Consider the following 21,029-nt stretch of genomic DNA (forward strand, 5'->3'; position numbering starts at 1 on the left):
TTAAGGAAGAGGAAATTCATGTGAACAAGGTTTACTCACTGGTCTGGAACCACGCGATGAACTGCTGGAAGGTTGCTCACGAAGGGGCTCGCCGGCATTGCAAGACCGGCGCCAAATGTTCGGCCATCGGCGCATTGGCATTGTTGGGCGCTTCACCGGCGTTTGCCTTGCCGCTAGGCGGTACGGTGGTCTCCGGCAAGGCCGATATTTTGGGGTACGAAACCAACTCGCAAATGTCGATCAACCAGCACAGCGATAAGTTGATCACCAATTGGGCGGACTTCAGCGTTCCCGTGGGGCAAAAGGTGGTGTTCAACCAACCGAGCGCCACTTCCGTTGCGCTCAACCGAGTGATCGGCACCAACGCCAGTAGCATCAAGGGCCAGATGGACGCCAATGGGCGTGTGTTCCTGGTCAACCCTAACGGGATCGTGGTCGGTCAAGGTGCGCAGATCAACGTCGGCAGCCTGATTGCTAGCACCAAGGACATCAAGGACGCAGACTTCCTGGCGGGCAAGTACACCTTCAGCGGCAACTCCAATGCCGAGATTATCAACAACGGCACGATCAATGCTGCACAGGGCGGTAGCATCGCTTTACTTGGTAACCAGGTGCGCAACGATGGCGTTATCCAGGCCCAGATGGGCCACGTTGCGTTGGGTGCGGGGAATGATTTTACGGTCAATTTCGACGGTAACCAATTGCTCAACCTCCAGGTCAACGGCGACTCGATCAATGCTCTGGCGCAAAACGGCGGCTTGCTCAAGGCCGACGGTGGCCAGGTGCTGATGACCGGTAAAAGCGCCAGTGCGATGTTGCATGCAGTGGTGAATAACCAAGGCGCCATCGAAGCCAAAACCTTGAACGGCAAAGCCGGCCGCATCACGCTGGACGGTGGTGATGTGGGCACGGTAAAGGTCGGTGGGTCGTTGCAGGCTCACGCCCAGAATACCTACGGTAGTGGTGGTGTGATCGAGGCCAAGGGCGCCAAGGTCGAAACGCAGTTGGGCACTCAGCTCAACACATTGGCCAGTAACGGCCAGACCGGCACGTTCAAAGTCAGCGCCAAAAATGTCCAGATTCAGCCGACTGCCGCATCAGCAGGCGAGACGGCCTACGCCGACACCCTGTCGCGCAATCTGGCCAGTACCAACATCGAGCTGGCCAGTACCGAAGGCGATCTGAACCTGGCCGGGCCAGTCACCTGGAACAGTGCCAATGGCCTGACCTTGAGCTCGGCCGGCAACGTCAACTTCGACGGTAACGTGACGGCAAGTGGCATTGGCTCACGTCTTATGGTCAACGCCGGTGGCGATATCAATCTCAATAGCAAAGTTGGGCTGACCGGGCTCTCCAGCGGCCTCACTCTCAACCATGTTGGCAAATCGATATTGGGCAATGGCGGGCAACTGACCTTGTCCGGCGCAGGGGCGGCTTACACCTCGAACGGCAACCAATACACGGTTATCCAGAACCTGGCGCAGCTGCAGAACATCAACGCCAACCTCAACGGATACTACGTGCTGGGTAACAGCATCAATGGCCGTGCGGGGCGTTTCAAGGCGATTGGTGACGGTGCCGGGTTCAACGGGATTTTTGACGGGTTGGGTAACACGGTGACTAACTTGTGGATCTCAAGCACTGGCAGCCACAGCGGGCTATTCGCGATTTCCTCAGGCGCGATCAGCAACCTGACGCTGGACAGCGCCACGATTAACAATGGCGGGCCGCAAGCATATGGCTTCGCTGCAATCGGTGGCTTGGTCGGTCTGAATGTTGGCTCATTGACTAACGTGACTACCAGCAAGGTCACGGTATTAGCGGGCACCAGTGGTGAGAACAGTGTTGGTGGGCTGGTAGGGCAAAACTTAGGCGGTACCATCAAGAACGCTGTTTCCGGTGGGCGTGTGACCGGTAACACCTACACGCATGCTGTCGGCGGTATAGTCGGCGAAAATATTACTACCACCGTCGGGCTGGCAACGCTGGACCATGTAGTTTCCAACGCCTGGGTGGGTGGCGGAATGCAGCGCGATACCACTGGCGGTATAGGTGGGCTGGCGGGTATCAATCAGGGCGGCTATATCATTGACTCCAGCAGTACAGGATCGACCATCAGCACTGGAGCGGGTGTCAATGTCGGTGGCTTGGTTGGGTTCAACGTTAACGGTGTGCTGGAGCGCACCACCTCGTCTGGCGAGGTAAGCGGCGCTGGCGCCGGGACTGTGGGCGGCCTGGTGGGGTATAACAGTTACAGCGATATCACCCAGTCGACGTCGACCAGCAAAGTGACAGGTTACGGTGCAACGGGTACCGGTGGCCTGGTTGGGATCAGCCAAAACAGCCGCCTCAAAGAAGTCAAAGCGGGCGGTAATGTTCTGGATCGCCTTGGCGCGAACGTCGGCGGGTTAGTGGGGAGTAACACCGCCGGTAGTATCGATACCGCTGAAGCACTGGGAACAGTAACGGGCGGTAGCAACGCTCGCGTTGGCGGTCTGGTGGGGAATAACTACCAAGGTGCCATCAGCCACTCCGTGGCCCGAGGCAATGTTAGTGGCGCTATTTCAAGCAAAGTAGGCGGCCTGGTAGGGGCGAATGATGGCGCACTGCAATCGGTCGAGGCCAGTGGTATGGTTGTTGGTGGAGAGAGCAGTCATGTGGGTGGCCTAGTGGGCACTCAGGGCGGCAATTTCTCCGGCTACATTGAGTCAGCCAAGGCCAGCGGCGCCGTTCAAGGTGGCCCACGCGCCAGCGTAGGTGGCTTGGTGGGCATGAACCAAAGTCAAATCACCAACTCCTCGGCGACAGGTGGGGTCAGTGGTGGCGTCGGCGCTACGTTGGGCGGTCTGATCGGGGCGAATTTCGGCACGGTTCGCCATTCTGTTGCCTCAGGCAAAATCACTACGATGGCACCCACCTACCGCCAGGTATTTGGTGGACTGGTTGGGTCAAATTCCGGCGATATGGCATTTAATGGGGTTTACGGAGAGGCAGCGTTGGTGCCGTCGTATGGCGTCAATTTTGGCTCATTTCGTTGATCGTTAACCTTTCTTCCTCTCTATGAAGTAGCAACAGACTGCAGGGCGCTGACTAGGCCATGCAGTCTGTTGGCTTCTACAGGGCGATTGATATGAATTTATTCAACGTATGGCGGTTGTGCTTGATGCTCCCGCGGGGCGCAGCCTGCCTGCTGATGTTGTGGGTTGCAATCGAGGCCAGGGCCGCCGTCAACAGCGTGGCAACCTTTTGCACGTTCACCAATGGCACGGGCAGGCCTTGGGTTCAAGTCACTCCGCTAACCAGTACCACGCCGGTAGGCTCGGTTTTATGGGAGCGCGGGGTGGGGCTCAATATCAACTATGCGTATACCGGACCTGCCGGTACTGCTCATGAACTGGTCTCAGCAGGCCACTGGGGGCCGGGCACACCCCTGTCGGATGGGGTTGCCCCTACTAACATTGACGGTATCGGTCTGAAAGTAGGCGTCGGGTCGTCGGACGGTCAACGCCGAACGCTGCTGCAAACGCCGCTGCCCGTCGCGGTTGAAAAGGAGCCTGTGCAATATGATTCCGCCGCCTCTCAAGCGCGTGGTTCAGCGTTGACAACCAACTATGTGCAACAGTTGATCCTCACAGTTGCGCCCAGCCAGTTACCTGCCGGGAAACTGATCGTCGACCGGGTCGCTGGCAGTTCTCAACTCACGCTCTACGCTGTAGATTTGCTCAAAGGCCAAGTGGGTTTTGGCAGTAGCGTGGAAATACCCCTGGATAACAGGCCCAGCGGCGTCTGCCGCGTACCCTATTTGTTGATGGGGCCGGCCATTATCAACATGGGGGATGGCGGTGGGCCGATCGAAGTCCCCAATACCTGCAATGTGCAAACCTATCAGACGATACCTGTAAAACTGGGGCGCATAAGCCTGAATGAGTTCCCGCAGGTTGGCTCGACCTCCAGACCAACGCACTTTGCCATCGAGTTGAGCGATTGCGCGGTCAATGCCAAGCCGGAGATTACCTTCAATGACAAGTACGGGCCGCCTGCGGACCCGACTGTGTTGACGCTTGAGCCAACCGCGGCCAGTGCACAGGGTTTCGGGATTGTCATGACGAATGAACTTACCCGGCAAGCGGTGCGTTACGACGGGGTTAGTTATGCAATGAAGCGGGCCGGAGAGGGGGCGAAAATACCCTTGAGTGCTCAGTATGTTCGGGTGGGTAGTGGTGAGGTATTGAAAGCTGGCGCCGCTAATGGAGTGGCAGAGTTTACGTTCACGTTTCCTTGATGAGCGGCTATTCTTATCATTACGACGAATGAGCGGGTCATGGGGAAGAGTAACTAAAGATAGCTCATGACGAACGTCATTTCGCTATTCGCTGTGCCAGGGGTAATGCCAGAGCCATTGGATATTTTCAAGTAGCGCGCATTGAGAGGGATGGTATAGCTTCCGCCGTTGATCGAGTAATTGTCGAGGGTTTTAGCTTTGTTCAGAATGATCGGATTCAAGTTGCTGTCCATGACTTGTAAGCCGATACCTTTTGCCGTCGAGCGTTGGTTGAGATTGATGATGCCTTGATTTACGTTAAATGCGGGCGCAGATGAAGTCGGGACGAGTGAATAAGTGACTTTGTTTATACCACCCGGGCAGCTGTCAACTTTGATGCTGAATGGAATAATTTTATCCGAAGGGGAACCGTCTTTTGGGAAATCATCAAGCTTGTATTGTCCCATCTTGACGTTGATATCTGCTGTGCTGCAAGAAGGGGTGTTTACGACGCTGCTATTGGATAGTCTTATTGTTGAAACTTTAAGTGTTCCTGCTGATAAGCTTACTATTTCGCCCGCAGGAATAAGAAAGCCACTTACGGGTTCGCCTGTTTTGATGATGCGTAGCTGCATTTTTGTATCGCCGAGCCGATAATCCTGGCGAGGAAGTGTTAGATAGCCGTGGCCTTTCACTTCGTCGTTACCGTAAATCAAGATAATTGATAATCCAGAATTTTTTATAGGATGGATGGACGAGGTGGTTGAGTTAGTGCCTAAGTGGTTTACTGCCCCCCAAGCGACGTCGGTGGCGCAGGTGAATTTGTTTGAGTTATTATTGGTATATATAGAGGACTCAAATACGATTGCATTCATGGGGGTGTCTCGAGGAATGCTAAGTGAAGGAGGTATGCTGGTTGCAAACGTGTCTGCGTGGTCGCCTGAACGGTAGGAGCAGTCTGCTGATACGCTTTGTGCAAAAAAAAATAAGAGAAGCGTATATTTTTTAGTTGCTAGGTTGTCGGCCTTTATTAGCGATGTCCAAAAGAGTTGTGTGCGTGATTTTACGTCTTCAGTCTTTGAAGATTTTTTGGGGGTGATAAGTGTGAAAAGATACAGCATCACTGCGTTGAAGAAGTTGTCCATGAGCGTCGAGTATTTTGAGGGTGGCAATAACATATGAAGTCCGGCTAGCTCAGGTTGAGGGTTGATGATCGAGATTAGTATACCGACTCTAATACCGATATCAGATAAATCGTACTTGCCATCTGATAATTCGGCGAGCACTCAGGATTAATCGGATTCGCCGTCCATGACCTTTCTGAGCCTCACCTGTGGTTGAAGTGCGTTGCGAAACGAAGTGTGCATTCTCAAGTGTTTTAACGCGTTTGGCCCATTGAGCGGCATGCAGTCGGGGCGGATCATGCAGGAGATCGCCACTGGCCTTGGCGCCGGTATCCTGAGGACGGTGCCCGGCGCCACGATCACGCGTTACGATGGGTTGAGTTATGCAATGAAGCGGACCGGGTGGGGAAGGATTACCATTGAATGCTCAGTATGTTCGGTTGGATAGGGGTGAGGTATTGAAAGTGGGTTCAGCCAACGGAGCGGCAGAGTTTAGGTTCACGTTTCCCTGATGCACGGTAGTTTGTATTGTGGTGACGAATGAGCGAGTGACTGAAAGCTAACTATTAAAGATAGCTCATGACGAACGTCATTTCGGTATTCGCCGTACCAGGGGAAATGCTGGGCCCATCGGGTATTTTCAAGTAGCGTGCATTGAAAGGGATGGTGAAGTTATCTCCGCCTGCTGAGTATTCGCTGAATGGCTTAGCTTGATCAAGAATAAGGGGCGTCAGATTGTCATCTAAGATTTGCAGGCCTATACCCTTTGCGGTCGAGTTCTGGTTGAGCTTGATGATACCTTGGGTTGTGTTCCAGGCGGGCGAAGATGAAATCGGAACGAGTGAATACATGACTTTGTTTATGCCGGTAGGGCAGTTGTAAATATTGATGCTGAACGGCACTGTTTTTTTTGAGGGGGAGCCGTCTGTCGGGAAGTCATCAAGCTTATATTGTCCCATCTTGACGTTAATGTCTCGTGTCTTGCAAGAAGGTGCGGTGATGGTTGTGCTTTTAGATAGCATGAACTTTGCAATGTGAAGCGTTCCGGCAGTGTAGGTCGCTATAAGGCCCGCTGGAATGACGTGGCCGCTCGGTGTGTCACCTGTTTTAATAAAGCGTAGACGCATTGGTACGTTGCTGTCGGTGTAGTTTTTGTCGTCAAGTATTTTACCAATTCCCAGGGTGGGAATGTTATGGTAATACATAATAAATGATAGCCCAGAGTCACCTATGGGGTGTGTGTCCGAAGTCGATGAAGTAATTCCTAGATTGTTTATTGCTCCAACGGGCATGCCCCCGGTGCAAGCGAAGCTGTTTTTCGGTCCTGTGGTGTATGAGGCTTCAAATATCGTTGCACCTATTGGGGTGTCTCTGGGAATATTAAGTGAGGCAGGTAGGGTGGCTGTAAATGTGTCTCCGGACGAACCCTGTGTGTGGATGCAGTCCGCAGATACGCTACCTGCCCATAAAAATACAAGAAGTGTATATGTTTTGATTGCTGAGTAGCGGGTTTTCATGGCGTGGTGGTCAATGTCTGTTGGGATGAATATTGTTGGTTTTCAGATTGTGATGTTGGGTTTTATAGAGGGTGGGAGGTGATTTAAAACTTCATTATTCCATTAAGCTGATTTTCGGTATCCTGCAGTAGTTGAATGCTGGCTGCTAAGTTTTTCTCCCGCTCTATCAATGTTGATTCTCGGCTCGTCAATAACTGTTCTCGCTGTTCCAACTGCAGTTTCAGTTCTTCCATATGCACATGTTTTTCGAGCAATATTTGCTTGTGGTTGGTCACGCTGGCTATCAGTGATTTAAGGCTCGCTTCAATATCATCTGAAGTAACCTGCTTATCAATGGTTTTCACCAACCCTTCCGTTGGATCACTCTGGGTAGGTATCGTAAGCTCCGTCGAAATAACGGTTTGCTCCGGTGGTAAGGGCTGGGTATTAGAGAGTGCCTGCGGATCGTAGTGCAGCAGGCTCATGAGCCATGCGTCACTGATTTTCAAGTTGTAATGGGTATTTGCAGCGCTGCATAAAATGTCTGTATCAGTCAGATCTATCAGTTTATAGGTTTCGACGGTCTGCCTTGCATCGGGCGAGCAGGCATCGCGGAAAATATCCTTGAGTACTTGAGCGGCTGCTGTAAGCGTCTCGGATGGGGCGTCGCACATACTCAGTGTGAGGTTGTCACCTTCGAGCGATGTCAGGTAAATCTTGACCAGTTCATCACTCGCTTTTTCATTGAGGCTATAAACCAGAAACCTCCGCTCGACAGGAGGCGCGGTAAAACAACACAGCACCACTGCGTTGAGAAGTTGTCCATGTGCGTCAGGTATTTCGAGGGTTCGCAATAGCATGTGAATTCCAGCTATATCAGATAGAGGGATGGATAATCGAGACCAGAATAGCCAGCTGACTCTGATGTTGTTGTCAGATAAGTCGCGCTTGCTCGCAGAGGTTTCGACGTGCGCCAAGGACCGGTCGGATTCACCGCCCATGATCTTTCGGGGCTCTCACCCTGTGGTTAAAGTGCATCGCGAAATGAAGCGTGCACTCTCGAGCGCTTTAACGCGTTTGCGCAGGTAATTCGATAGTCATGATTGATATAGCCCATTTAACCAAACGGTTCGGCAAAACCCTTGCAGTGGACGATGTGTCTTTCAGTGCAAGGTGCGGAGAGGTGTTGGGAATGCTGGGCCCCAATGGGGCCGGCAAGTCCACCACTTTACGTATGCTCACCGGTTTCATATCGCCCACCTCGGGTACCGCCAACCTCTGTGGCTTTGATATCCGCCGCCAGCCGCGCCATGCTCAGCGCTTGATCGGTTACGTTACAGAAACAGCCGCCTGCTATAACGAAATGTCAGTCGTCCATTTTTTGGGCTTTATTGCCGAAGTGCGCGGCTACCGCGGGCGCGAAAAGAAATCGCGGGTCACAGCCATGCTTGAGCAATTCGAGTTGATGGAGGTCCGCGGCCAGACGATTGATACCCTCTCCAAGGGCTTCCAGCGCCGTGTTGGCTTGGCACAGGCGATTGTGCATGACCCCAAGATATTGATCCTCGATGAACCCACAGATGGTCTCGATCCGAATCAGAAATACCGGGTACGTGAGCAGATCAAGGATTTGGCCCGTGACAAAATCGTGATCATTTCCACGCATATCCTGGAAGAGGTTGCGGCGTTGTGCTGCCGGGTGCTGGTGATGGATAAAGGTCGTTTGCTGGCCGATAGCACTCCGCTTGAGCTGGAAAGCCGCTCGCGTTATCACCAGGCAGTGACGTTGTATGCCACGCGACCTCTGGATGTGATGACGCTGGGCTTGCTGCCAGGCGTCGCAGGGATCGAGGCGGGGCCTGAACCCCACAGCTTGCGGGTGTTGGCACGTACTGGAGCGGTGATATTACCGGCTATCAACTCGCTGATTGTGAGCCGCGGTTGGGATGTGCCCCGCCAGGAGGTCGAACGCGGCTCGCTGGGTGAAGTTTTCCGGCTGCTGACCCGGGAGCAACGCGCATGAGGACATTATGGCCGGTGTTCAAGCGCGAACTGCGCAGTTACTTCATCACGCCTAGTGCCTACTTGTTCACCTTGTTGTTGCTGATACTCAGCGGCATCAGCACCTTTTATCTGGGTGACTTTTACCAGCGCAACCAAGCTGACCTGGCACCGCTTTTCGACTACCTGCCATGGCTATACGCGCTGCTGCTGCCGACCTTGGCGATGCGCATGTGGTCCATCGAGCGGCAGACGGGCTCGATCGAGTTGTTGATGTGCCTGGCGGTGGGCACCGCCGAAGCAGTTGTCGCGAAGTTTCTTGCGGCCTGGATGGTCAGTGCAATTGCGCTGGCGTTGACGTTTCCGCTGGTGATCACGGTCAACTACCTGGGGGCGCCGGATAACGGCGTTATCCTCTGCGGTTATCTGGCCAGTTGGCTACTGGCGGGCAGTTGCCTGGCAATCGGTGGGTGCCTGTCGGCACTGACCAGGAACCCGTTGGTTGCCTACCTTGGCGCGATGGCATTGTGTCTGGCGTTCCTGGCCTGTGGCTTTGCGGTGGTGTTGGATGCCTTGCGTGGCTGGGCAAGCTTGCCTTGGCTGGACGGCGTGGCTTCGCTGAGTTTGCTCACGCATTTTGAGGGACTTTGCCGAGGCGTGGTCGACCCACAGGACCTGCTGTACTTTTTCAGCCAAATCGTTGGCTGGCTCGCCGCTACCGTTATTGCGGTTGAACTGAAGAAGGCGGTGTGAGGCTATGTCGTTCAACTTGGTGATACGTAGCTGTGTGCGCTTGGCGTTAATCGTCGTCGGTTTCGTGGCGGTCAATTTTGACTTGGCACCCCGTCTGGCGTCGATGCGGGTGGACCTTACCGAGCAGCAGCTTTATACCCTCAGCCCGGGCTCGCGCCAGATTATTCAGGCCTTGAAGGAACCTACGGACCTGTACTTCTATTTTTCCAGCCAGGCCGCCAGGGATCTGATGGTTATGCGCAGTTATGCGGTGCGTATTGACGCGCTGCTGCGTGAGTATGAGCGTGTGTCGAATGGTCGGTTACGGGTTCACATCGTTGATCCGACGCCTTTCTCAGTGGACGAAGCCCGCGCAGTGGAGCTTGGCCTGCAATCCGCGCCCATCGGTAAGGCGGGGGCTGCGGTCTTTTTCGGCTTGGCCATAGTCGATGCCCAGGCGCGCCACGCAAGCATCGGTTTTTTTGCGTTGGAACAGCAAACGTTTCTTGAGTACGACATCAGCCGCACATTACAAACGTTGGCTCAAGCTGAGCGGCCTGTGATCGGCTTGATGTCCTCGTTGCCGTTGGCGGGTGGCTTCGACGTTCAGTCAGGGCGAACCCGGCAACCTTGGCGGATCATGCAGGAGATCGACAACGCATTTGATGTGCGTGAAGTGGCGCCCGATGTAGACACTATCGACAGCAAACTCAAGGTCCTGATGCTGGTTCACCCCAAGCGGTTACCAAAGGCGACACTGCGCAGCATCGACCAGTTTGTACTGCGTGGTGGGCGATTGCTGGTGTTCGTCGATCCTTATAGCGAGCAGGATCCAGGCGACCATTATTTTGGGATACCCAGTAAAGACAAGTCATCTGATCTCGGGCCTTTGTTCAAGGCGTGGGGCATCAAGTTGCTGACCGACAGCGTGGTGGGCGACGGTCGATACGGGCAATTTGTGACGCTGGCGCAAGGCGCCGAACCGATCTGGCAACCGACCGCACTGGGGTTGCCGGCTACTTCGATGAATGCACAGGACGTGATCACCGCTGGCATTGGCAAACTCAACCTGACAACCGCCGGTATCTTGAGCACCGTGCCCGGCGCCACGACCACGCTGACGCCGCTTCTGCACAGTTCAAAGCAAGCCATGCCCTTCAAGACGGCACGTTTGGATCATCTGGAAAACCCCGACGAGTTGGCCAAGACGTTCAAGGCGACAGGCGAGCGCTATCTGATCGCGGCGCGCTTGCAGGGGCCTGCGTCCTCGGCCTTCACCGACTCGCCCGGAGCGCTTACCGAGTCACAGAACATAAACGTCGTGGTCGTGGCGGACACGGATCTGTTGAGCGACAACCTGTGGGCGGATGTGCAGCAGCAAGGGGGTCGGCAGCTCACCGTAGCATGGGCTGATAATGCGGTGTTGGTGCTCAATGCACTCGACAGCCTGTCTGGCTCGGATGCGCTGATTAGCTTGCGCTCGCGCGGGCACTACAGCCGCACCTTCACTGTGCTGGAGCAGTTGCAACAACACGCGCGTGCGCGCTTTCGCGATATAAGTGTCGATCTGCAAGGCAAACTGGACGTGGCCGAAAAGCGCTTGGCCGAATTGGCAGCGGGACGTGAACGAGATACGCCGCTGACAGCTGAGCAGCAAGCCGCGCTAGAACAATTTACCACTGAGAAAGTGGCTGTTGATAAGGCTCTGCGCTTGGTAGCGCATCAGCTGGATCAACAGGTGGAGCGGCTCGGAATGTGCTTAAAGTTGATCAATATCATCTTAGTTCCGTTGTTGCTTTCGCTGGCGGCACTTGGAGTCTTCTTATGGCGTCGGCGTGCGCAACACTGAGAGCGCTCATAGCGCTTTCGTTTTATCCCTTTGATGTGTCGTGTAGGAATTATCGTACATTCTGCATGGTTTTATCTGGTGCTGGTGTCAGATTTTTGCGCTGTCGCACTTAGCCGCGACGGGTTAATTTTGTCGTGGCTTTCACTGATCACTTTTATATGTCTATTGCTCAGTGCAGAGAAAAATTCTCATATCCAAAAGCTCGTGTTTTTTGATTTTAATACTCGCATTTTTAGTTTGGGCGAGTCCGAGCTTGTCTTGGTAATGTCATGAGGTTTTATGGGGTAGGTGTGCGTATTAAAAAATTATTATTGTGTTTTATTCTGGTTTTTTTGAGTTTGCAGGTGCACGCTACGTACTGTACCTACAATACCTTGACTGTGGGTCTGTATAGTAGTTTTACTTATAAGGGGGCCGGAGCTGGAATGATCTCCCAGGACTGGCATCAGGCAAGTGATGCGTCACTGATGAATTGTGATGTGACAGGATCCGGAAAATTTGAAATTGTCACTGATAGTCCGCTTGCGAGCGCTGGAGTATATTCTTTCGGTGGGGAGACCTATACGTTATTGCAAAGTTCTATTCCTGATGTCTCATTTATTATGTCCGTCGCGGACACCAAGGGTAATTGGAAGCCTTATAAAGGTGTACCGCTGACGACCTACGATAATGAAGGCACCATGAGCAGTACCTTTGGGATTAAAATATTGGTTCGACTGGTCGCCACCGGTAGATTGGATCCTGGTTCGTATAGCCTGCCGGCAGTGAATTTGCTTAATACCGGCGTTAAGCAAGGCGCATCATATACTGGGTCGGCGATTACAAAAACTACGAGCACGGTCATTACGTCGAAAAGTCCTACTTGCAAACTCTCTGGTCCCAGCGAGTACGCGCTTCCAAAAATTGACCTTTCTGAGATTGGAAGCGTGAATGCCAAGGCGGGTACAACAGCCGTTGCTATTTCCGCAACCTGTGAGGGGGCGGCCGTTGCATATAGTGTCAAGTATTCACTGGTTGATGTGAATAGTTCAGTGGCAGGCTCCAATTATGTAACGCTTCGCTCTGTTACTGAATCAGGTAGCCTTGAGTCTATCGGTTTGCAGTTAACGGATGACGCTACAACGATCTTAATGGGCACTGCATATCCGGTTGGGCAAATTCCCGTAGCAGGTGGGGTTATTTCAAGAAAGCTGCTAGTCAGTTACGTCCGTCGCACAATGGCCATCCCGTCCCCAGGACGTGTCTCGGGTGAAGTAGCACTTGTCTTGTCTTACGACTGAATAGAGGTGGGTGGGGTCTAATGGCCCGCCGTCACTCCGGCGTGTTTAACGTATTCTCGAATAAATTACCGTAGGTTCGCTCCTGCAGCGAGTACGTCCAGGTGTCCTGATGTCTTCGGGTGAGTTTTGACGGTAGGAACACCGCGGCATTCTGGACGCTCGCGAAGCTTTTCTGGAGGACCGACTATTAACCGCTCACGGGGTTGCTCTTAATCTGGAACAACTGAATTAAGCCAGCAACAGAAGGAAGTGGGCATGAAAAAGCTGCATAAAAAAGTCGCCTTGGTTACCGGTGCCTCGAAGGGTATCGGTGCAGAGATTGCCAGGCAATTGGGCCGGGATGGCGCGACAGTCATCGTCAACTACGCAAACAGTCGCGAGGATGCCGACCGCGTGGTTGAACAAATTCTGCAAACGGGTAACAGGGCCTACGCGGTGCAAGCCGATATCTCGAAGAGCGTTGACCTAAAGGCGCTATTCAAGACCATAGCGCACGAGCATGGCCACCTCGATATTCTGGTTAACAATGCTGGTGTTTACTCCACGAGTGCTCTTGCCGATATTACCGAGGAAGAGTTTCATCGCCAGTTCAACCTCAACGTCCTGGGGCTGATTCAGTGTACCCAAGCAGCCGTTGAAGTGTTCAATCCTCAGGGCGGCAGCATCGTCAATATCAGCTCCAGCGTCACCTCTTTCACGCCGGCCAACTCCTCGGTGTATACCGCCTCCAAGGCTGCAGTTGACGCTATCACCCGTACCCTGGCAAATGAGTTAGGGCCTAGAAATATCCGCGTTAATTCGGTGAACCCTGGGCTAGTCGTCACGGAGGGCGTGCACGCCAGCGGCTTTTTCGAAGATGCGTTCCGGCAAAAGATCGAAGCCATCACGCCGCTGGGTCGCATCGGTCAGCCTGCGGATATTGCGCCTGCCGTTGCTTTCCTCGCGTCGTCGGATGCGAGTTGGATCACCGGTGAAACCCTGATAATCGGCGGCGGCCTGCACTAAGCCTGGGCGGCGTGCTCGCGCACATAGTGGCGAGGCGATTGCGACATGACACGCTTGAACGCAGTGCTGAATGCGCTTTCGGACTCATATCCCAATGAGAACGCGATGGTGGACACCGCGTCATCGGAGTTTTTCAACCGATCACTCGCCAGCAGCATGCGCCAGTACGTCAGGTATTCCATGGGGGCTGCACCCACCACCTGTTTGAAGCGCAGCGCGAACGCCGAGCGCGACATGGTTGCCAGTTGCGCCAGCTCCTGGACGCTCCAGCGACGCGCCGGGTCGGCGTGCATGGCGCTTAAGGCTGTACTGAGATTACGGTCGGCCAAGCCGTAAAACCACCCGATGCCGGTGCTGTCCAGGGTCGCCAGGTGGGTACGCAGGACTTCGACCAGCATCAGGTGAGCCAAGTGCTCATTCATCAGCGAGCGACCGGGACGTTTCTGCTGCAACTCCGAGGTGAATCGCTCCAGTGCCCAGCGCAGGAGCGATGCTTGGGGGTCATTGGCCTGCACATGAACCAGCGAGGGCAGGCTGCTGAGCAGTAACTGGGTGGGCACGCCGCTGAAGTCAAAACGGCCACCGACCAACTGCGTGTCATTGCCGCCGTAATGCAAGGCCAGTTCGTCCGCCGCGAGGGTTTGAAAGTGACAGTCGGAGTTCATCACCGGCTGGGACATATCACTGTAGAGCGAAAAAGGCATGCCACGGGTCATCAGGAAACAATCACCCTGGTGCAGGCGCTGCGGCTGCTGTTCGCCATCCACTTGCAACCAGCAACTGCCCTTGACCACCGCGGTGAACTTGATGCCCTCACGTTCAGGGAAAGTGAAGGCCCAATCACCGCCCAAGGAGAGCGTGGCTGAGTGGTAATTACGGATTCTCAGCAAGGAAAGAACGTCGGACAGAGGATCCATATATCACCTAGGTGGACGGAAAATAAAGCAATCGGGATTTTATAACAGAGCTCATCCAGATTTCACGTTTAAATATGAGGTTCACCATGCAAACCAATTTCGATAAGTTTTATGGCCCACTGATCAATGGGGTGTTTGAAACTGACGATAAAGCGCGCTCTTTTGCTGCGGTCGACCCTGCCACGGGCAGGCACTTAGCCTACATCCGTTATTGTGACGCCAAGGATGTTGATCGCGCTGTAAAGGCCGCGCATGCAGCGTTTCCCGCCTGGCGTGCCCTGGGTCAGCAGATGCGCGCGCGCCTGATGAACCTGCTGGCTGACGAGATCGAAGAGCACAGCGAACGCCTTGCGATGATCGATGCCCATGACGTGGGGCGCTGCATCAGCGAAGTACGCAAGGACTACCTGACCGCCGTCCGACACTACCGCTATTTCGCCTCGGTGATCATGGCTCATGAAGACACTGGTCGGGAAATCGACGGTGGTTACGCCATCGCCAAGCGTGAGCCCTTGGGCGTGTGCGGGCAGATCATTCCCTGGAATGCGCCGGCGATCATGGCCGCGTTCAAGCTCGCACCGGCACTGGTTGCCGGTAATACCGTTGTGCTCAAGCCTGATGAAAATGCTTCGTTGTCGACGCTTGAACTGGGCAAGTTGATCAACAAGATCTTTCCCGCAGGTGTGGTGAACATGGTCACCGGGCTGGGAGACATCGTCGGTGCAGCCTTGAGTGAGCATCCTCTGGTCAGGAAGCTGTCATTCACCGGCAGTACCGAAGTCGGCCGGACGGTCGCCGGCGTGGCGGCCCGTCGCCTCGTGCCTTCAACCCTGGAGCTGGGGGGCAAAAGCGCCAATATCGTGTTTCCGGACATCGAAGACATCGATGCGGTGGTCGATAACGCCACCTTCGCCGCCATCCATAACAACGGGCAGTCGTGCCTGGCGGGTACGCGTCTGTTCGTGCATGCATCGATTGCCGAGGCGTTTCAGGAAAAACTCATCGCCGCGTTCAAGCGCGTGAGAGTCGGGTCCCCCTTGGCTGACGACTCACGGATCAGTTGCCTGGTCAACGCGCAACAAGGTGAGCGCGTGTTGAGCTACATCATCATGGGTCTGGAAGAGGGCGCCGAATTGCTCGCAGGGGGCGGTCGGGCGGCGATTCCAGGTTGCGAGCACGGTTACTTTATCCAGCCAACGTTATTACTTGCACGTAACGATATGAGCATCTGCCAGGAAGAAATTTTTGGCCCGGTGCTTTCGCTGATCGTGTGGGACGACTATGAAACGATGATCGCCCAGGCCAATGACACTGAATATGGTTTGGCCGCCGGGATCTATACCAGCAACTTGCAACACGCTATGGAGACTGCCTCCCGGCTGGAAGCTGGGTCGGTGTGGATCAATCGTTACTCGAACATTACCGACGGGACTGCGTTTGGCGGGTATAAAAACAGTGGGATAGGGCGTGAGTTTTGTCGGGAGACGCTTAATGCTTATACACAGATAAAAACCATCACGATGCAGGCACGTGTACCGCTGAGCTGGTTTGCAGACGTGTAGATAGGCGGTTGCCGCGTGCAGTCGGAGGGTGCACGCGGACCCGATAGCCTGATGTCAACGATATTTTTTGTTCGTTTGGTGGGTGCATTTATTCAGTAAGATGAGGTTGAAAACAGCGCCTGACGCTACGAAAGCTTTCCGGTCAGTTAGATTGATGTAGGAATTATCCTGCCTGCGAGAAGGATATATCTGTGGTTTGGCGAGGATTCTTGCGGTTTGCACTGCGAATAAGTTGAGTATGATTGCCGCCTCTTGCCCGCGTCCTCGGCGACGGCGCTTCAATAGCAGTTTGCAGAGTGTTCGCGTTAACTTATGCGTCTTCTGTACATCATGTCGTGCAGCGCATGATTGTGCTCAAATACTTTGAGTTACGATTAGCTGCTCAGGTGTTTGCTTGCTTAGACGATTCCGTCGTCGCTACTCTAATCGAAATCCAGGAAAAATTAACCATGGGCACCATAGTCATCGTCGACGACCACCCCCTGATGCGCATGGCAGTGCGCGTGATGCTCGAGCAGGAAGGGCATTCGATTGTCGCTGAGGTCGACAACGGTGTGGACGCGGTAGAAGTCATTCGCAAACTGCTCCCGGACATGATTGTTCTTGACTTGAGTATCCCGAGAATGGACGGACTCTCAGTCATTGCGCACCTCAAAGCTATCGGTATTTCTACCCGTGTGCTGATCCTTACCTCCGGCGACACTCGCAACTTCGCCATGCGCTCGTTGCAGGCTGGTGCGGCGGGTTTTGTCTGCAAGGATGACAACCTGGACGAACTGGTCGGTGCGGTGAAGGCAGTGCTGTCGGGTTACAGCTATTTCCCGGCCAATACCATCCACCAGTTACGCGACAATACCCAGGCCGCCAGCGAGGAAAGCCTGCTGATCGCGCAACTGTCCGATCGTGAGATCACCGTGTTGAAACTGCTGGCTCGGGGTATGGGCAACCAGGCCATCGCCGATGAGTTGATGATCAACCACAAGACGGTGAGCACATACAAAATCCGCCTGCAACGCAAGCTGAGTGTGGAAAACCTGATTGCATTGGGTGAGTTGGCCAAGCGCAATGGCTTGGCGTAGTCGTTCACAGCCTAGGGTTCGAGCATATTTTGAATGCGCCGTAACTCCTTCTTCACCTGCCTGACCTGCGCCGGTACGTCCTCGGCGCCGGTTCGGCAGCCATGCTCCAGTTCCTTGCACAACCCAAGCAGATAGTCATTGCGCATTAATGATGCGCTACCCCTCAAACGGTGAGCCAGCTCGGCAATGCCGGCGAGGTCCCGTGTCTCACTGAAGTCACGCAACTGTTCGATATCCTGTTGATTGCTGCGCATCAATTCAGCTTGCAGTTGTTGAATGATTGCCGGGTTGCCACCGGTAATCGGCTGGAGCAGATTCATGTCGAATTCAGGCCGATGCAGCGTCGGTCTGGCGCCTTTATAGGCCGGCTTATCCGCAGGCTCCAGTGATGCCAGGCGCTGTTCAAGGATGGCCAGGCTGATGGGTTTGATCAGACAGTCGCCCATGCCCGCATTAAGACAGCGGTCCATTTCTTCCTGCTGGGCGTCGGCCGTCAGCCCCAGAATCGTCAATTCACCGCCGTTGCGTTGCTGTTCTTCCTGGCGGATCGCCAGTGTCAGTTCTACTCCGTCCATGACCGGCATGTGGTAATCCGTGATAAGCCAGTCAACCGGAAAGGCACGCCAGGCCTCCAACGCCTCCAGCCCATTGCTGGCTTCAATCACCTTGCAGCCCAGGTACTCCAGCTGCGCGCGCAGCATTTGACGGTTCAAGGTATTGTCGTCTGCGATCAGCACTCGCATGGCCCAGCTTGGAGTAGCCTCGGAGGACGCGGGCAGCGGCAGTTCTTCTTCAGGCAGCGGTTCCAGAAGCTTGAGCTTGAGGGTTACATTGACCGTAGTGCCTTGCCCCAGCGTGCTGATGAGCTCCAGGCGGCCACCCATCATTTCACATAGCGAGCGCGATACCACCAGCCCGAGGCCGCTGCCACCATGGACCGAGAGGTCCGACTGAGTCACTTGTGCGAAGGGGCGAAACAGCGTTTGCCGGTCTGCCTCACTGATGCCCATGCCCGTGTCCTGCACTTGCAGATGCATGTTGAGTGTCTGCCCGTTCAACACGCGGCATACCAAGCGGATGACGATACGGCCGCGCTCAGTGAACTTGATCGCATTGCTCACCAAATTCGACAGTACTTGCTTGAAGCGCAGAGGGTCGATAGAGACGTCCAGGGTGGTACCGGCGTCGATTTCCAGAATCAGGTCCAGTTTCTTCTTTCTCGCCAGCCCTTCAAATACCCGCGCCACCATCTCCACCAGATTCTTGAGGTTGGCCCGGCGTGGTGAGAAGCTCAAGTGCCCGGATTCAATGCGTACGATATCCAGCGTATTGCCCAACAACTCCAGCAAGTTCTTGGCGGCCGTGTAGGCCACGTCGATATTCACTCGATCCAGTACGCCATGGTCGGCGCGTTTGAGCGCCAACTCCAATGTACCGATCACCGCGCTCATGGGCGTGCGGATCTCGTGACTCATCGTCGCCAGAAACTGGGTTTTGGCATGGCTGGCCTCGTCAGCCTGGGTTTTTGCCTGTTGCAGTTGTTCGATCAGTTGATGATGTTGCGAAACGTCCTGCCAGCCGCAGATCACCCCGGCAATCAGGCCGTTGGAATCACGAAAGGGCTGAATCCAGTGCTCGATAAAGTGGGGTTGCCCGTCGATAGTGATCTGCAGTTGCTGTTCGATGGGGTTGCCATCCTCCATGGCCTGCAGGTAACTCTGGTGGAGCGTAGGCGCCAGTTCGATATCGCCATACTGGGTTTGCAAGGCGGTTTTACCCAGCACTTGGGATTGACATAGCTTCATGACGTGTTCATAGCTGCGGCTGCATGACAGCAGGCGTCCTTCGCGGTCGCGTACATACACTGGCACGGGCATGGCATGGTTCAAGGTTTGCAGAAACTCCAACTGATCATTCAGGGCTTTCTCAGCGGCGACTCGGCGACGAATCTGACGGCGCAGTTGTACGATTCGAATGATTGACACCAGCAGCACCAGCAATGCGCAGCAGATGATCTGCAGGATCACCAGTTTGTAGTCGCGCCAGGTCTGCCCGCTCATGGCCGCATTGGCGCGCCAGCGAATGGTGATCGCGTTAAGCTCGTCAGGCGGGATGCTCAGCAAGGCTTTATCCATGATCGACTGCAGCTCGGTTTCGCCACGGCGCATGGCGAAGTTGGCGGTGGCCGTTTGACCGTCGACGATACCGGCCACGCGCAGTTCTTTTTCGTAGAGGCGGGCGGTGTAGTAACGAGCCATGGACAAGGTCATCAAGACGGCGTCGGCGTCGCCATTGACCACCATGCGCATGGCTTCAAGGTTGTTCGTCGGGGTGATTAACTGCACCGTGGGAAAGTTCTGGCGAATGCTGTCGGTCAGTACATGCCCCTGGACAATTGCCAGGCGCTTGCCGGCCAGCGCGTTGAGGCTTGAGCGCTCACGGCTCGATTCGGCGGTAGACGCGACCAGGGCAAATGAGCTGGTTGCGAATGGGTGGCTGAAACGGAAGTGGTTCATACGCTCCGGGCTGGACGTCAGCACGGCCAAATCGGTGTCACCATCGCGCAAAGCGTCCTGAATGCCTTCAAAACTGGAGGCCCGTTGAATATCGAACTTAAGGCCGGTGCGCTGGGTGATGATCTCGAACAGGTCGGAAATCACTCCGTTGAAGCGGCCCTTGGCGTCGAAAAATGCCGAGGGGGCCATGTCATCGTTGATCATGAAACGCGCGACCGGGTGCTGCGCCAGCCAGTGTCTTTCCTGGGCGTTCAGATGCACATTGTCGTCTGGCATCACCGTGCCGCCGCCGGTCCAGCGCTTGATCAGGTAGCTCATGCGCAGTTGTCCGAATGTGGTCAGCGAGGCATTGAGAATGCGCAGCAGGCGTTGATCCTCTTGCTTGAGCAGAAACCCATAGCCGCCCGAGTCGATTTTCAGAAACTGGATAAACTTGAGATAGCTGAAAAAGCTATGGTTGACTAGGTAGTGGGTGGTTACCGAGTCGCCCAAAAACACGTCAACGTTTTGGAAGGCTACGGCGGCCAAGGCTTGCGCGGTGGTGCCGTAGGTAAAAAACTGCGCGTGGGGATAGCGTTCGGTCAGTAGCGCGTATGGCAGGTAATCCTTGGAGACCGCTACGGTAAGCCCCTTGAGATTTGAGGGCACTGCAATGTCGCTGTCCTGGCGTTGATAGAGTACCGGTGCATTGACGCTGTAGGGCAGAGTCACCACCGTGTCAAAGGACTCGCGGTCATAGTCGCTGGACCGGCTGATCAAGTCGATTTCCCCAGCCCGCAAGGCGGCCATCGCCTGCACACGATCAGCGAACCCTACGACTGTGATTTCCAGGCCCAGTTGCTGCTTGAGCATCGTCGCCACATCGGCGCTGATACCTTCGTAGTCTCCGTTGCCGTAGACCATGTCGAAGGGCAGGGTGAACGGCGCGACCACGCCCAGGGTGAGGGCGCGCCGCTCGCGCAGCCAGGCCCAGTCGCTTTCGGGTAGTTGCAGCTTCTGCGGTTCCTGGCTCACTTGGCTGAGCAAGTGCAGGGGTTGTTGCGGCATAGGTATCGCTGCCGCAGCGCCGTAGGATACAACTGGCAGCAGCACGGTGAAAAAAGCCACCAGGGCTTTGAACGTGGACATGAAACGGTTACCTGACTGCAAAATGCCAAGTACGCCGCGCTGGTCGGCTCAAGGTCGACCACGGACATGGCGGGGGAGG

14 protein-coding genes are annotated in these 21,029 nt (G+C 54.8%); 9 read left to right on the forward strand and 5 right to left on the reverse strand.

The features are described 5' to 3' along the window. Nucleotides 1–20 precede the first annotated feature (20 nt). Both E4P00_RS04055 and E4P00_RS04060 read left to right on the forward strand, forming a co-directional pair. Nucleotides 21–3,038 (forward strand): GLUG motif-containing protein, encoded by a 3,018-nt coding sequence (locus E4P00_RS04055; protein WP_248130698.1) that lies wholly within the window; start codon nucleotides 21–23, stop codon nucleotides 3,036–3,038. A gap of 92 nt (nucleotides 3,039–3,130) precedes the next feature. After that, nucleotides 3,131–4,282, forward strand: coding sequence for a fimbrial protein (locus E4P00_RS04060; RefSeq protein WP_248130700.1), 1,152 nt, complete (start codon nucleotides 3,131–3,133; stop codon nucleotides 4,280–4,282). A 53-nt stretch (nucleotides 4,283–4,335) separates the two neighbouring features. Here the strand turns inward: E4P00_RS04060 and E4P00_RS04065 are convergent, their stop codons facing one another. The 3 genes from E4P00_RS04065 to E4P00_RS04075 all read right to left on the reverse strand — a co-directional run bounded on the left by E4P00_RS04065 (nucleotide 4,336) and on the right by E4P00_RS04075 (nucleotide 7,741). Continuing rightward, entirely contained in the window at nucleotides 4,336–5,547 is a 1,212-nt protein-coding gene (locus tag E4P00_RS04065; RefSeq protein WP_248130702.1) for a fimbrial protein, read from the reverse strand. A gap of 404 nt (nucleotides 5,548–5,951) precedes the next feature. Beyond that, nucleotides 5,952–6,902 (reverse strand): fimbrial protein, encoded by a 951-nt coding sequence (locus E4P00_RS04070; protein WP_248130704.1) that lies wholly within the window; start codon nucleotides 6,900–6,902, stop codon nucleotides 5,952–5,954. Nucleotides 6,903–6,985: 83 nt separating this feature from the next. Continuing rightward, nucleotides 6,986–7,741, reverse strand: coding sequence for a hypothetical protein (locus E4P00_RS04075; RefSeq protein WP_248130706.1), 756 nt, complete (start codon nucleotides 7,739–7,741; stop codon nucleotides 6,986–6,988). Nucleotides 7,742–7,980: 239 nt separating this feature from the next. Here E4P00_RS04075 and E4P00_RS04080 point away from each other — a divergent pair, with 239 nt between their 5' ends. From E4P00_RS04080 to E4P00_RS04100, 5 genes are all read left to right on the forward strand, one after another. Next, a complete protein-coding gene (locus E4P00_RS04080) occupies nucleotides 7,981–8,904 on the forward strand; it encodes an ABC transporter ATP-binding protein (RefSeq protein WP_248130708.1) in 924 nt (307 codons plus the stop codon). Further along, nucleotides 8,901–9,635: an ABC transporter permease gene (locus tag E4P00_RS04085; protein WP_198844846.1), complete on the forward strand. Its 735-nt coding sequence runs from the start codon at nucleotides 8,901–8,903 to the stop codon at nucleotides 9,633–9,635. Before E4P00_RS04080 ends, E4P00_RS04085 begins: the two co-directional genes overlap by 4 nt. 4 nt (nucleotides 9,636–9,639) lie before the next feature. Next, the gene (locus tag E4P00_RS04090) at nucleotides 9,640–11,463 is read left to right on the forward strand and encodes a Gldg family protein (RefSeq protein ID WP_248130710.1); all 1,824 of its coding nucleotides are present in this window, start codon (nucleotides 9,640–9,642) and stop codon (nucleotides 11,461–11,463) included. A gap of 290 nt (nucleotides 11,464–11,753) precedes the next feature. After that, on the forward strand, nucleotides 11,754–12,743 hold the full coding sequence (locus E4P00_RS04095; protein WP_248130712.1) for a fimbrial protein: 990 nt from the start codon (nucleotides 11,754–11,756) through the stop codon (nucleotides 12,741–12,743). Nucleotides 12,744–12,998: 255 nt separating this feature from the next. Then, nucleotides 12,999–13,748 (forward strand): glucose 1-dehydrogenase, encoded by a 750-nt coding sequence (locus E4P00_RS04100; protein ID WP_248130714.1) that lies wholly within the window; start codon nucleotides 12,999–13,001, stop codon nucleotides 13,746–13,748. On the opposite strand, the gene E4P00_RS04105 is transcribed toward E4P00_RS04100, so the two are convergent. Beyond that, complete coding sequence (locus tag E4P00_RS04105) at nucleotides 13,745–14,665, reverse strand: AraC family transcriptional regulator (RefSeq protein WP_248130716.1); 921 nt, start codon at nucleotides 14,663–14,665, stop codon at nucleotides 13,745–13,747. The two genes, E4P00_RS04100 and E4P00_RS04105, sit on opposite strands and share 4 nt — an antisense overlap. An 86-nt stretch (nucleotides 14,666–14,751) precedes the next feature. On the opposite strand from E4P00_RS04105, the gene E4P00_RS04110 reads away from it, so the two are divergent. Together E4P00_RS04110 and E4P00_RS04115 are read left to right on the forward strand one after the other, a co-directional pair. Then, nucleotides 14,752–16,227 (forward strand): aldehyde dehydrogenase family protein, encoded by a 1,476-nt coding sequence (locus E4P00_RS04110; RefSeq protein ID WP_248130718.1) that lies wholly within the window; start codon nucleotides 14,752–14,754, stop codon nucleotides 16,225–16,227. Between the two features lie 449 nt (nucleotides 16,228–16,676). Beyond that, the gene (locus E4P00_RS04115) at nucleotides 16,677–17,306 is read left to right on the forward strand and encodes a response regulator transcription factor (protein ID WP_138450859.1); all 630 of its coding nucleotides are present in this window, start codon (nucleotides 16,677–16,679) and stop codon (nucleotides 17,304–17,306) included. Between the two features lie 11 nt (nucleotides 17,307–17,317). On the opposite strand, the gene E4P00_RS04120 is transcribed toward E4P00_RS04115, so the two are convergent. Continuing rightward, nucleotides 17,318–20,950, reverse strand: coding sequence for a transporter substrate-binding domain-containing protein (locus E4P00_RS04120; protein ID WP_248130720.1), 3,633 nt, complete (start codon nucleotides 20,948–20,950; stop codon nucleotides 17,318–17,320). Nucleotides 20,951–21,029 lie beyond the last annotated feature (79 nt).

This window comes from Pseudomonas sp. B329 (genome assembly GCF_023127835.1).
GTDB classification, from domain to species: Bacteria; Pseudomonadota; Gammaproteobacteria; order Pseudomonadales; family Pseudomonadaceae; genus Aquipseudomonas; species Aquipseudomonas synxantha_A.

Excerpts from the sequence above, each read along its gene's own strand:
- E4P00_RS04060 (WP_248130700.1), top strand. The coding sequence starts at position 3,131 with ATGAATTTATTCAACGTATGGCGGTTGTGCTTGATGCTCCCGCGGGGC.
- E4P00_RS04070 (WP_248130704.1), bottom strand. The coding sequence starts at position 6,902 with ATGAAAACCCGCTACTCAGCAATCAAAACATATACACTTCTTGTATTT.
- E4P00_RS04075 (WP_248130706.1), bottom strand. The coding sequence starts at position 7,741 with ATGCTATTGCGAACCCTCGAAATACCTGACGCACATGGACAACTTCTC.
- E4P00_RS04080 (WP_248130708.1), top strand. The coding sequence starts at position 7,981 with ATGATTGATATAGCCCATTTAACCAAACGGTTCGGCAAAACCCTTGCA.
- E4P00_RS04085 (WP_198844846.1), top strand. The coding sequence starts at position 8,901 with ATGAGGACATTATGGCCGGTGTTCAAGCGCGAACTGCGCAGTTACTTC.
- E4P00_RS04090 (WP_248130710.1), top strand. The coding sequence starts at position 9,640 with ATGTCGTTCAACTTGGTGATACGTAGCTGTGTGCGCTTGGCGTTAATC.
- E4P00_RS04100 (WP_248130714.1), top strand. The coding sequence starts at position 12,999 with ATGAAAAAGCTGCATAAAAAAGTCGCCTTGGTTACCGGTGCCTCGAAG.
- E4P00_RS04105 (WP_248130716.1), bottom strand. The coding sequence starts at position 14,665 with ATGGATCCTCTGTCCGACGTTCTTTCCTTGCTGAGAATCCGTAATTAC.
- E4P00_RS04110 (WP_248130718.1), top strand. The coding sequence starts at position 14,752 with ATGCAAACCAATTTCGATAAGTTTTATGGCCCACTGATCAATGGGGTG.
- E4P00_RS04115 (WP_138450859.1), top strand. The coding sequence starts at position 16,677 with ATGGGCACCATAGTCATCGTCGACGACCACCCCCTGATGCGCATGGCA.
- E4P00_RS04120 (WP_248130720.1), bottom strand. The coding sequence starts at position 20,950 with ATGTCCACGTTCAAAGCCCTGGTGGCTTTTTTCACCGTGCTGCTGCCA.